This is a genomic window from Nitrosomonas sp., from assembly GCF_022842015.1.
Lineage (GTDB): Bacteria > Pseudomonadota > Gammaproteobacteria > Burkholderiales > Nitrosomonadaceae > Nitrosomonas.
In genome coordinates, this window is sequence record NZ_JALHQJ010000083.1 from 1 (window position 1) to 13,207 (window position 13,207).

At 43.0% G+C, this 13,207-nt stretch carries 11 protein-coding genes; 6 read left to right on the plus strand and 5 right to left on the minus strand.

The window, feature by feature from the left end; genetic code table 11:
- From Q0C11_RS12955 to Q0C11_RS12965, 3 genes are all read left to right on the plus strand, one after another.
- A partial coding sequence (locus Q0C11_RS12955; RefSeq protein ID WP_293008638.1) for a glycosyltransferase occupies positions 1-755 on the plus strand: 755 nt, incomplete at its 5' end.
- A complete protein-coding gene (locus Q0C11_RS12960) occupies positions 733-1,368 on the plus strand; it encodes an ABC transporter substrate-binding protein (protein ID WP_293008640.1) in 636 nt (211 codons plus the stop codon). The genes Q0C11_RS12955 and Q0C11_RS12960, both read left to right, overlap by 23 nt.
- A gap of 37 nt (positions 1,369-1,405) precedes the next feature.
- Positions 1,406-4,072, plus strand: coding sequence for an MMPL family transporter (locus Q0C11_RS12965; protein WP_293008642.1), 2,667 nt, complete (start codon positions 1,406-1,408; stop codon positions 4,070-4,072).
- Between the two features lie 145 nt (positions 4,073-4,217).
- On the opposite strand, the gene Q0C11_RS12970 is transcribed toward Q0C11_RS12965, so the two are convergent.
- From Q0C11_RS12970 to purM, 4 genes are read right to left on the minus strand one after another with little or no spacing between them, the layout of a single operon-like run.
- Positions 4,218-5,489, minus strand: coding sequence for an RsmB/NOP family class I SAM-dependent RNA methyltransferase (locus Q0C11_RS12970; protein ID WP_293008644.1), 1,272 nt, complete (start codon positions 5,487-5,489; stop codon positions 4,218-4,220).
- A gap of 37 nt (positions 5,490-5,526) precedes the next feature.
- The gene (locus Q0C11_RS12975) at positions 5,527-6,249 is read right to left on the minus strand and encodes a DUF3108 domain-containing protein (RefSeq protein WP_293008646.1); all 723 of its coding nucleotides are present in this window, start codon (positions 6,247-6,249) and stop codon (positions 5,527-5,529) included.
- Positions 6,246-6,884, minus strand: coding sequence for a phosphoribosylglycinamide formyltransferase (purN, locus tag Q0C11_RS12980; protein WP_293008648.1), 639 nt, complete (start codon positions 6,882-6,884; stop codon positions 6,246-6,248). The genes Q0C11_RS12975 and purN overlap by 4 nt, the downstream gene beginning before the upstream one ends.
- A gap of 19 nt (positions 6,885-6,903) precedes the next feature.
- Positions 6,904-7,962: a phosphoribosylformylglycinamidine cyclo-ligase gene (gene purM, locus Q0C11_RS12985; RefSeq protein ID WP_293008650.1), complete on the minus strand. Its 1,059-nt coding sequence runs from the start codon at positions 7,960-7,962 to the stop codon at positions 6,904-6,906.
- 582 nt (positions 7,963-8,544) lie between these two features.
- On the opposite strand from purM, the gene Q0C11_RS12990 reads away from it, so the two are divergent.
- Together Q0C11_RS12990 and Q0C11_RS12995 are read left to right on the plus strand one after the other, a co-directional pair.
- On the plus strand, positions 8,545-9,741 hold the full coding sequence (locus tag Q0C11_RS12990) for a succinylglutamate desuccinylase/aspartoacylase family protein (protein WP_293008652.1): 1,197 nt from the start codon (positions 8,545-8,547) through the stop codon (positions 9,739-9,741).
- Positions 9,742-10,152: 411 nt separating this feature from the next.
- A complete protein-coding gene (locus Q0C11_RS12995) occupies positions 10,153-10,449 on the plus strand; it encodes a DUF2845 domain-containing protein (protein WP_293008654.1) in 297 nt (98 codons plus the stop codon).
- A 293-nt stretch (positions 10,450-10,742) separates the two neighbouring features.
- Here the strand turns inward: Q0C11_RS12995 and Q0C11_RS13000 are convergent, their stop codons facing one another.
- Complete coding sequence (locus tag Q0C11_RS13000) at positions 10,743-11,747, minus strand: hypothetical protein (protein ID WP_293008656.1); 1,005 nt, start codon at positions 11,745-11,747, stop codon at positions 10,743-10,745.
- Positions 11,748-12,314: 567 nt separating this feature from the next.
- On the opposite strand from Q0C11_RS13000, the gene Q0C11_RS13005 reads away from it, so the two are divergent.
- On the plus strand, positions 12,315-13,207 hold an 893-nt coding region (locus tag Q0C11_RS13005; protein ID WP_293008658.1), incomplete at its 3' end, for an aspartate aminotransferase family protein.

Consider the following 13,207-nt stretch of genomic DNA (forward strand, 5'->3'; position numbering starts at 1 on the left):
ATTATACATTGTTGCTGGATGCTGATATTGAACTGACCCCAGGAATTATTTTTGAGTTACGGCAAAAAGCGTGTAATGAGAACCTGGCACTGGTATCACTTATGGCTAAGCCGCCTATGGATAATTTTGTAGAGCGCTTATTGATGCCAGCATTTATTTTCTTCTTCAAACTATTATATCCATTTGGGCTAGCAAATAAGCCGGAATCACGCGTTGCCGCCGCCGCAGGCGGATGTATTTTGGTAAAAACACAAGTATTGCGTTCCACGGGTGCTTTTGCCAATTTGCATGATGCGTTGATTGATGATTGTACTTTGGCTGCGCATATTAAGCGTGCCGGGTTACGTACTTTTATAGGGCTTAGCCATGGAGCACGTAGTCATCGCGGCTATCATAAACTAAAACCAATCTGGGAAATGGTCGCGCGCACTGCATATACGCAATTAAAATATTCGCCCATTTTGCTGATTATCTGTACATTGATCATGATTTCCATGTTTTTGGTAGCACCTTTTGCTTTTATGTTCTCGTCTTACTTGGAAATTTATCTAGTGAGTATTCTGGCATGGGCTGCTATGTTTTTTACTTATTTACCTACTTTAATTTATTATCAGCGTTCCCCGCTTTGGGGGATTACCTTGCCGATCATCGGTATTTTGTATCTTGCCATGACTTGGACGTCAGCATTGCGGTATCGGAGGGGGGAACGTGCTTTGTGGAAAGATCGTCGTTATGAAAGTAAAACAAATACTTAAATTGATAGGATGGTATCTGATTTTAGTGGTGCTGCTACCAGTTCCTGCAGCATTGAGTTCATCCAATTCAGAAATAGGTAGTCCGGAACAGGTAGTAGTGCATTTGCAATCATCTCTACTCGATGTTATGCGAGAAGGCGAAAAATTCAGTTACGACGAGCGCTTCAAATACTTGCAGCCTGTCATTGATCAAACTCATGATATTGATCTGATTATTAAGACAATATTGGGCGCGACTTATTGGTCGCAGCTGGATAATGCACAACAGGATCTAATCGTTGAAACTTTTCGTCAATTGAGTATAGCAACGTATGCGGGGCGTTTTGTTCAGCATGAGGGTGAACAATTTCAGATTATCGAGCAACGTACCTTGCCGCGAGATCAAGTGTTGGTGCGGAGTCAATTAACCAAGTCGGATGGCGGTACGGTAAATTTTGATTATGTGTTGCATCAAGTTGCAGGGGATTGGCGTATCGTTAACATCCTGTTTGACGGTGTGAGTGATCTGGCAATAAAACGCGGTGAATATCGAGCCATTCTGCAACGGGATGGCTTTCAGGCGCTGATCGAAATGCTCAAGGAAAAGGTTGCGCTGACGCGACAGAACCCATAATGATTTTTATCTCTTTCCTCCAAAAGATTGATAAGACGTGACTAGTTCATCGAGTTCTAGTTATCGTTTTTTTGCTCGTTGGGCAGGCATATCTTATCGCTACGCTATCTGGATTATTCTGCTCATACTAGTTGTAGTTACACTAGGCGCGTTTTATATAGTTAACAATCTTGGTGTTCATACGGATACAACCGATATGCTTTCCGAAGATGTTCCTTTTCGCGCAAATCATATCCGGTATCTACAATCATTTCCTCAATACGAAGACACGCTGTTGCTGGTATTGGATGCTCCAACACCTGAGCAAGCGCATATAGCAGCAAAACGTTTTACTCGTTATTTGCAAGATGATGTTGCACAATTTCCTAGTACTTATTATTTAACGGGTGAACCCTTCTTTGAACAGAATGGGCTGTTCTACAAGGATTTGTCTGAGCTAAGCCGAATTACCGATTATTTGGCTGCGGCACAGCCACTGGTCGCACGTTTGGCAGATAATCCCAATTTATTCACTTTTTCTTCGGTTCTGACGGATGCCGTTGAAGAATTACGCAAGGGGCGTAAATTAGAGCTGGAGCCAGTATTCAGTGGTATCAGCGCAACATTGGATGCGCGGCTTGCGGGTAAATCTCGCGCGCTATCATGGCAGGCTTTATTAGGGGGCGAAGAACAAAAAGACACCTACCAGGAATTAATTATCGTACAGCCAAAGCTCGACTATTCTCAAGTTTTTGCTGCTGAAGGGCCTATTGACGCGATTCGTACTACGGCGAAGGGTATGGGATTTGCTCCAGATGCAACTGAAAAATTGCGCATTACAGGAGAGGTGGCGCTGGCTCATGATGAACTCAATAGTGCAATGCACGGTGCTCAAGACGCCGGGTTATTGGCGCTCATCATGGTTGCTGTGGTGCTGCTAATTGCATTTCGCTCAGCAGGTGCAATATTCACCATCATAGTGAGTTTACTGCTCGGTTTATTGCTAACAGCCGCTTTTGCAACCGTTGCTGTCGGTCATCTAAACCTGATCTCCATTGCGTTCGCAGTGTTATATATAGGTCTGGGGGTTGATTTTGCGATTCATTTCCTACTCAGACTTGAGGAAATCAGAAAGCCTGATCAGACTGTTCCCGAAGCAGTATATAAAACGGGTGGTGATATGGGGCAATCGCTGCTTATCTGTGCGCTGACTACCGCGATAGGTTTCTATGCCTTTATGCCAACGACCTATCGAGGTGTTGCAGAGCTGGGTTTAATCTCGGGAACGGGTATGCTCATAAGTTTTTTGATTACGGTGACGATGATACCCGCCTTGCAAAGGTTTTTCCCAATTCATATTAAAAAGTCATCGCGTTCCGTTCGATCAATTAATAAAATTCTGGATTTACCAAGGCGTTCGCGAAAGCTTGTGTATAGCGTTACCATCATTGCTGTCCTGGCTTCTATCTTAGCGTTGCCACATATCAAATTCGATTACAATTTATTGAATCTAAATAATCCGCACGCAGAATCAGTTCAAACCTTTCAGGAATTGCTGGAGGATGCGGAAGATTCACCTTGGCATATCAATGTATTAGTGGATGATGTTCAGCAAATAAGAGAAATAGCACAGCAACTAAGGATCTTGCCCGAAGTTAAAAGAGTGATCAGCATATTGGATCTGGTGCCGGAGGAACAAGAAGAGAAAAGTCTTTTGATCGAGGAAATGGCAATGATACTGGGGCCTGTTTCTTTTTCCACTACAGCATTTTTGATTCCGAGTCCTCATACGGTTTCGGAGCAGAGAATGGCGTTGGATCAATTAAGAACTGCATTAAATCAATTTGTTACTGAGAATCCGGAACATATGAGCGTTCTACCTGCTCGTGCATTAGAGGGTTCGCTTGCCAGTCTAATAGCGAAGCTGGATAAACCTGTGTTGGAAAGTGGAGAAGCGAAAGAACAATTATTGTTTACGGTTAATAATGATTTGTTGAGTTTATTGCCAGGCTCTATCCATCGTCTGCAGTTGGCTTTGGAGGCACAACCATTTGAACAAGAGGCATTGCCTGCATCGGTGACTGAGCTTTGGCATGGTAATGATGATGTGTATCGAATTGCGGTTTATCCATCTGAAAATATTAATGACAATGATGCCTTGCGTAGATTTGTTCGTGCTGTACAAAAAATCACACCAAATGCGACCGGTGTTCCTGTAATTAGCCTGGAAGCTGGGGAAGCCGTAGTAGATGCATTTTTTCATGCATTTTCGCTTGCACTGATTGGAGTCATATTGACGATCTGGATTATGCTTCGAAGCGCTGCTTCTACCTTGTTGGTATTAATTCCATTATTGCTTGCGGCGTTATTGACCGGAGCCGGCACAGTATTCATGGGCCTATCGTTTAACTTTGCCAATATCATTGCGTTGCCGTTATTACTGGGAATTGGTATCGACAGTAGCTTGCATATGGTATACAGAAGTCGGAATACCGGCGTGGGCTATGAAAATCTACTGCATACCAGCACGGCACGTGCCATTTTCTTCAGTGCGTTAACAACCTTGGCAGGATTTGGTAGTCTTATATTTTCTATTCACCAAGGAACATCCAGCATGGGGCAGTTGTTAACTATCGGATTGCTACTGACTTTGGTGTGTGTTCTGATTATTTTGCCGATTTTACTGCAATCAGCCAGTGACAAAAGAGAAATTACTGCATCGTAGCCTGTCAAAAAATTTTCTGCATTGCTGCTGTGATGTTAAAAACAAAAACAAATGCAAATGCTCATTATGCATGAACTGTGCATTTTCACCCCTTTCGCTTTGCATCAGTTGCTTAGAAAACGTTTTTCATTGGTTTGTTAAATCTTTATTCTGGTTTTACCGAATTACTTCGTGTTAAACCTGCGGCGAAGAAACCATCCGTTTGATGTGGTTTGGGAAATAATTGCAAAAATTCACCGGTATCCAGTGGTATCTTTTGATGAGACAACAGTTCGGTGCAATTCAACAAGCTAAACTGAGGGTACGCAGCCAGGAATTCGTTAATGACAGTTTGGTTTTCTTCCGGTAAAAAGCTGCATGTTGCATACACCAATCGTCCGCCCGGTTTTAGTAAACTGGCGGCTGCCGCGAGAATAGCAGCTTGTTTGGTTTTGAGTTCATCAATGCTTTGTGACGATTGCCGCCATTTTAAATCGGGGTTGCGACGCAAAGTCCCGAGTCCGCTGCAAGGAGCATCGACTAATACGCGATCAATTTTTCCAGCCAATCGTTTGATCTTTATGTCATTCTCATTGGTGATTCGCTGTATATGCAAATTAGATAGACCAGAGCGTTTGAAGCGCGGTTTCAAATTGTTTAGTCTTTTTTCAGAGACATCGAACGCATAAATGCGCCCTTTTGAATTCATTAAAGCACCCAGCAGCAACGATTTTCCACCTGCGCCTGCGCAAAAATCGACAACCATTTCGCCGCGCTTGGGCGCCAATAAATAGCCAAGTAATTGACTTCCTTCATCTTGCACTTCTATTTTTCCCGATAAAAAAAGTGCATGACGATTGATCGCAGGTTTTCCGGCAAGCCTGATGCCGCAAGGAGAGTAAGGTGTCGCTTGGGCATCAATACCCTCCTGCTCGAGTAATTCCAGCACTTCGCTGCGTTTGGCGAGGATTGTGTTAACACGGAGATCCAGCGGCGCGGATTTTTGTAGCGAGAGTCCCAAATCAAGAATGTCTGTATCCGACATGAAATGTTGTAATTTCTCTACCAGCCATGCAGGGAATTCGGCCTGAGTTGCTAGAGGAAATGCATCCGGTTTGATAGCTTTGATTTCTGACAACCATTTTATTTCGGTTTCGCTGATCAGCGACGCCAATTCGCGTAAATTCATTCCTTGAAGTTTAACTAAATACGCTAATACTAATGCGCGTGGTGTTACAATTTTCACCAAGCTTTCAAGAAAAAAACGGTGTCGCAGAATGCCGAAAACTGTTTCTGCAATGAATGCGCGATCCTGTGCTCCTAACAAAGGATTATCTTGGAAGAAACGCCGCAAGATCCCATCAGCCGGATATTCCAGAGGAAGTACAGTACGTATGGCAACAACAACTGCGTCCAGTTGAGAAGGCGTGAAATGCATTGATTTCCTGATGTGTAGTTGTAGCTGAATGATCGAATTATTGATTGGCTTTGTAACTGATATTAATTCCGGTGACTATTTTATCGATTTGACGGCCATTTTCTTCTGTCGAAACAATGCGAACAGGCAGCATATGATTGTTTAAAGCAAGCCATATGACTCTTTTAAGCTTGGAGTTTTTATCCTCTTGCCGGGTCAATACAATGGTTTTCATCTTTCCAATCGGAGTTTTGAGTGTTTCTTTGGTGATGGCATAACGCGACAACACCAAACTATGTCCATTTGTTATATGACGTTCTACCTGGTACTTAGGCAAGGGAGTAAACATAAAATTATAAGATAAGCTTAGCCGATCTAAAGTATCTTTGGGTAATTTTTCTTGTATTTCCCGTTTCTGATGGCTTAAAGTAATCGTGTGATTATTCCAATTAAATATAGCCAAGCTAGGTTCTTTTTTTCCACGTTTTTCATAAGCGCGAGTGGGTTTTAGCCCGCCTTCCGTAATCATCCCCTCGCTATGTCGCACGATCCTATTGGGTTCTAACAGCTTGAAAATTCCAGTGGCTTGCGCTTCGCTATTAATACTATAACTATTGCCTTTGTCGGTATGTTTGATTTCCATCACCTCATTGATTTCTCCTTCGCCGATATCTGTCGTCACGGCATAATTGATTTCAATGCGAGAAGGTATATCCGTTGCATAAACAGAAACTGAAGAACTTAATATTCCTAGTAGAAGAACTACGAGTATGAATTTCATTCGGATAATCCTGGCGAATAAAGCGTAATTTCACAGAAGCTGGAATCTAGTACTTCAACATGATTCTCAATTAATTTAATCCGATCTTCCATAAACCAGCGCACAGCTCGGGGGTAGATATGGTGTTCTTGCTGTAGAACCCGAATGGCTAATGTTTCTTCGGTATCCCAGGGTAATACAGGAATAGCTGCTTGAATTACAATAGGGCCGTGATCCAGTTGCGGAGTGACGAAATGTACTGTGCAACCATGGATTCTAATGCCTTCTTGCAGTGCGCGTGCATGCGTTCCTAAACCCGGAAATGCGGGTAACAATGAAGGATGGATGTTCATTAATCGGCCTTGATAACGTTGCACAAAGCGATCGCTCAGTATACGCATGAAGCCAGCCAGCGCAACCAATTTCGGCTGATGCGCGTCAATGCATTCTGCCAGTGCAGTATCAAATGTTTGCCGATCGGCGTAGGAGCGGTGATCAATCACATTCGTGTTAACACCATATCTTTTGGCGGTTTCTAAACCCAATGCATCGGGATCGCTACTGATGACTGTAATGTCATCGATTTGCGCTCTTGCTTCCAGCAGGGATTGCATATTACTGCCGCGGCCGGAGATCAAGATAACCAGTGATTCCATATATTCTAATGGCGATACATTAAACTATAACAGTGGCTGTTTGATTAGATGTGCGTGACTTGATTTCACCAATTTGCCACACTGTTTCACCTTCAGCACGCAGACTCTGGATTGCGCTATCAACATCACCGGGAGCAACCACAATCACCATGCCGATTCCGCAATTGAACACTCGCGCCATTTCGGATTCTGCAACATTACCTTGCTGTTGCAGCCAGTGAAATAGCGGCGGCATTTCCCAAGAATTTTTGTGTAATACGGCCATGAATTGATCAGGCAGAATACGCGGCACATTTTCAATTAATCCTCCACCGGTAATGTGCGCCAGCCCTTTAACAGGTAATTGTTGGATCAGCTTCAATATGGGTTGTACATAAATCTGCGTCGGTGCCATGATAATGTCAGCAATGGTCTTTCCATCCAAGTCGCTGGATAGGTCGACGCGATTTTTCTCAATGACCTTACGAATCAACGAATATCCATTGGAATGTGCGCCACTGGAAGCAAGCCCAAGCACGATGTCACCAGCTTGGATCGTGTTTCCGTTAATAATTTGGTCTTTTTCAACAATTCCGACGGCAAATCCAGCCAAATCATACTCATCTTTTGGATACATTCCGGGCATTTCTGCCGTTTCACCGCCGATTAATGAGCAGCCGGCCAATTCACAGCCTTTGGCAATACCGCCAACAACCGCAGTCGCTGTTTCTACATTCAATTTGCCGCAGGCAAAATAATCGAGGAAGAATAACGGCTCAGCACCTTGCACCAGAATATCGTTTACGCTCATCGCGACCAGATCGATACCTATCGTGTTGTGTCGGCCAAGCTGAAACGCCAGTTTAAGTTTGGTGCCTACACCATCTGTCCCTGAAACTAAAACAGGGCTCTGATATTTCTTGGGAATTTCAAACAATGCACCAAAACCGCCAATTCCGGTGATTACCTCAGGACGTAACGTGCGTTTGGCAAACGGTTTGATATTTGCAACCAGTTGATCGCCAGCATCGATATCTACACCAGCGTCACGATAGGATAATTGTTGTGTATCAGGATGATCAGAATTAGAGGAAATCAAGTTAAGTTCTCGCGTAGTTGCCGAATAAAGGCTGCTTAAAACTGTAATTTTAACGCAAATGAAACATGTGCATGAGACGGATACAAAAAATCATCCGAGTATTGACTCGGATATTGCCCTCTTAGCACGACCTCGTCAGGGAGTGGTATCACTCTGAAATGTAGCTCAATGGTTTGGCGGGTGCTGTTTTTGCCTATGCAATATGTCTTTTAGTGATTGCTCAGAGAATGCGTCTCATAAAATACCTCAGTCCGACATCTCATGTATGAGATCAACTGGATAGCACATTATTACTCTGGTTTGCGGTGCATGTTGGTGTTAACAATGCTTGTGCCACAAAGACCCCGCAACATCATAGAAAAGTCTATAGAATAACAAAAGCTTACTCAGTTTTTCCGTTCCAATTCAGTGATCATGTTGTATATATATGACACAACGAATTGTAATGTAAATTAACCTTTGTTTTAATTTTTCAATACCATTTAATTACAGTATATTGTAATTAAATTTAGTATTTGGTCGCTTAAGAAACAGGTTGTTAATATTTAGTGCAGGTAGTTTATTTAATAGGGTGATTGCGCAATGTTAAAAAAAGTCGTTGGCCTAATCCTTCTATTGACTGCAATCAATGGGTTTTCACAGCAAACATTTAACCCTGATAGCATCAGCAATGAGTTGATTATGGATTCTGATCCCATAATTGATTCTTCTGTAGCACATACTTCCGAACCTAAATTCTTAGAACAACCAAAAACAGCATTTGTGTTATTGGATACAGCTGTACCACCAGCAACTACGATGCGGTTATCGTGGCAGCCTAATCAATCTTCAGATGGTCTTTCCACGCCGACCCCTATTTTTGTCGTCAACGGTGCTCAGGAAGGGCCTGTGCTGTGCTTGACAGCTGCGATTCATGGCGACGAGCTAAATGGCATTGAGATTGTAAGGCGTGTACTTTATGGTGCTGATCCCAAACAATTATCCGGAACGATCATTGGTGTGCCGATTGTGAATCTGCAAGGCTTCCAGCGCTCATCCCGTTATCTGACGGACCGCCGCGACCTTAATCGCTTTTTTCCGGGGAATCCTCACGGCAGCTCTGCTGCACGGATTGCCTATTCATTTTTTAAAGAAATCATCAGTCATTGTAACTTTCTCGTTGATTTGCATACAGGTTCAGCGCATCGAACCAATCTACCGCAGGTTAGAGCTAATCTACTGCAACCGGGCGTAGCTGAATTTGCTCAGTCTTTTGGTATCTCTGTCATTCTTCATAGTGAAGGTTCAGTAGGGATGCTGCGCCATGCTGCAGTCGATATTGGGATTCCTTCGGTGACTTTAGAAGCAGGAAAATCCATGACATTGCAAGAACCCGCCGTTCGATACGGCGTTAAAAGTATTCAAACTCTGTTGGATAGGATGAATATGTTAGAAACTGCTCAACCATTAGAAACTCCAGATTCAATTTACTATCATTCAGCGTGGGTGCGCGTAAATCATGGCGGTATTCTGCTTGGCAATGTCAATTTGGGAGATAAGATTAACAAAAATGATATCCTGGGCATCGTCACAGACCCCATTACTAATATGCGCAGTGAAATAATCTCACCTTATAATGGTCGAATTATTGGTATGGCGATTGACCAAGTGGTTATGCCAGGTTTTGCAGGCTTTCATATCGGCATCAAGGAATCTGAAGAAAGAACCGCCAGAATAATTAATATTCCGGCTAAGAAACAGATTGTTCAGCATTTATCTACAATACCGGAATCAGAATAAATTCAGATTGAAGTTGTTTCTTTTCTGCTAATCCTGACAATGCAACGTTTTCGGCTGCTAATAAGACAAGCTAATGCAATTTCTTTAAGTGAAACGGCAACTATGATTTTGTGGCTGTCTAACGATGTCAAATGTAAGACCTGATCCCATGAATCCGCGTATATTACTCAGCGAGGAGACGTGGCAATGCTCCGTCCGGAGAATTCAGTGGACCAGCAGCATCTGATGCCAGATTCCTAAATATCGAGAATGGCTTACATATGTTGCGATTAGCAAAATGTAACGGCCTACTGTTAATGCAATAATCGCAGAATTTTTTCGTTCATTGCAGCATTTTAAGAAATTTCTTAGGTTTTGAATGTTAACTCAAGAAATATACCTACCCTTGAAGGGTTGGAGTTTCACTAAAATATGTCAAGACGCAATGCTTTCCAGTTATCCATTTTATTGATGCTATATGGTGCCCCCGTGACGTATGCGAGCGATACTATGCGGTGTGGCTCGAATCTGGTAGCGCTCGGAGACGCCAAATATGTAGTATTGAAGAAATGTGGTAAGCCAGAATCTATACAAGTTATTTCCAGCGCTATTGAGCGCAACATTGAAGAATGGTATTACGATTCCAGTGCAGCCAGCTTTCCGCAGCTGCTGACCTTTGAAGGATACCGATTAATCAGCATTCAAACTATATCGCGACAGGTACGGTAAATCGCAGAAACGATCGGTGTTTTACATTTGATATCTTTGTCTTTCTTCCGCGTGCTTTTACTTTTCTGGTATATCTTTTAGCGGTTGCCCTGGATTCGGCTTCCATTGTTGTCATTAACAAAATCATCTTCATCTAGAGAAATCCTGCGGTTAAGCTGATCGAAGATTAAAAGAACAATAAAGTAGAAGTGTCAAATGTAAGGCCTGATCTCAAGACTGCTAATCTGGCAATTGGGAAATAAACATATAGCATTATGTGAAAATTGACTCTTTATACAAGCTCATAAAATCTCTTATCGGCCTACCGGTAACGTTAATACCGGAGGTGTCACAGGAACAGGGCTAGCTTGTAAAGCAAAGATCTGGGTCAAAAGAGAAAATATGCTTTTTGACCCTAAATCAGCATCATCAATGTAAAACCATTGATTACGGTAGTAGACCGCAACAGCAGCCTGTTTTGGTCGTGCTGATTGTGATTTGATGCTAAATGGAAAATCACGAGGTTTTCCCACATTGGGGAATTGTGGCGTCACATAGTGCCCGTCGTCTCCATGACCATGGTCATGTTCAACCCATTGCGAGAGAAAATACATAATACCAAGCACTGAGCGAGGTCTTATATATATGGTATCTTGTCTGGGTTCCTTTTCGGTTTGAATAGTAGGATACGCTATCCGATAATATGTTTGTTTAGGGTTAAGATCAAGCTGTTGAATAATACTCTGTGTTTCTGAGTTTTTCAGAATGTCCGACTTGATATGTAAAAAATACTGTGGATTAGTGTCATTGGGATCAGACCCTAACAAGAGATCAAGTCCGCCGCGAGCGTCTATTTTACCCAGCAGCTTTACTATGCGGTCAAATTTGTGAATTTCGTGATTTGAAATGGAATCGGAATATAATACTCGGCTAATATTGTTAATCTCATTGATTTCTATCAAGCATAGAGAGAACAGGTGTTCAATATCCCAACCTGAGTGATAAAGCAAGGCTAATCTTTCTATAGTGAGTGGAGCCATCAGGTGACGAATGAAATTTTCGCCTTGCAGGGGTGTGTAAACCAATGTTGGTTGCGTGGAATAGCCTAAGTTGCCGGTTATGCCGAACATGGGTGCGATACTAGGCAGCGCTATCCTTCCGCCTTGGAGGCCCGATTGGAACGAAGATTGTGCCGTGATGCTGCTGACTTCAATAAATGACGTAGAATCCATGAAGTGGAGCCGAACCAGGTTCAGCAATAGTTGTTCATCATTAGTGACTTGCAGTGCAGCATTGTAATTGATGCGCTCTCCGGTCATGGTCCATGATCCAAATGACGCGCAACCGACAACTGTAGCTAGGATGCAGGACGCAATGATTTTAGTGCCGATCCTTTTTATTTGACCTATGATCTATCTCCTCTGTAAAGATTCATTAGCATACAACTCAGGAACCATGGGAGCAAACTTATATGTTACATCCTAGTTCTAATTAAAAATACTTAATAATAAAATATATGCGCTCAATTTCTGGAAGTAATATCTACGGCTTTAGCGAAAATTGGATTGGTAATGAAGTATTGCATTGAACAGAAGAATTCTGGATGTTAGCTGATCACAATTTTGTCGTACCAAATATCACTGAGTCGATTGGGTTTATAATTCTTTTACATCAGATCTCACCGGAATAACTTGTCATTTTGGTGGATGCCATGAACCTATCATGCTGTGTTTTTAGCAGCAAAGATAAGCGGATGAATGGTATGATCTACGCTAATTTTTGTTGCAGTGACCCCGCCATGGGGCGGTATTTGTTTTTTCTTTTAGGGAACCCGTAGACACTAGCTTCCAGTTTTTCTGGCAGTTTTTTTAATGCAGAGGTCATTCATGTCTTTTAGTATAGCCAACCTGTTATCGCAACATCGTACCGATAAATTCGACTTGCACGATCGGTATTTGAATGCTCAGTTGGTTAGGGTTCTGAAAACGATTGGCTATGACCGCAATTATGAACGTGCGGCGGGGCAATATCTGTATGACGAACACGGTAATGAATACCTCGATTTGTTGAGCGGTTTTGGCGTATATGCATTTGGCCGCAACCATCCGACCATTGTCAATGCGTTAAAAGAAGTATTGGCGCTTAATATGCCCGATTTGGTGCAAATGGATGTGTCGATTTTGAGTGGCTTATTGGCCAAGGAGATTTTAGCCACGACGCCGGATAATCTGGAGCGGGTATTTTTTTGTAATTCAGGTACTGAGGCGGTTGAAGGAGCGATAAAGTTTGCGCGTTACGTCACCAAGCGCAATCGGATTGTTTGTTGTGATCATGCCTATCATGGGTTGACGATGGGGGCTTTGTCGTTGAATGGCGAGCAGATTTTTAAGGATGGCTTCGGCCCGTTGCTGCAGGATTGCGGTTCGGTTCCATTTAATGATCTCGTGGCATTGGAAAAAGCTCTAAGTAATCGTGATGTAGCCGCTTTTATTGTCGAGCCAATTCAGGGCAAGGGGGTAAATATCCCGGATGATAATTATCTGTCTGAGGTTGAGCGCTTATGTAAAAAATATGGCACATTGTTTGTCGCTGATGAAATTCAAACCGGCCTTGGGCGTACCGGAAAATTCTGGGCTATTGAACACTGGGGTGTGAAGCCTGATATGGTATGCATGGCCAAGGCGTTATCCGGCGGTTTTGTGCCAGTTGGCGCAGTGGCCCTGACGCAGGAGATCATGGATGGCGTGTTTAACCGCATGGATCGGGCAGTCGTGCACGG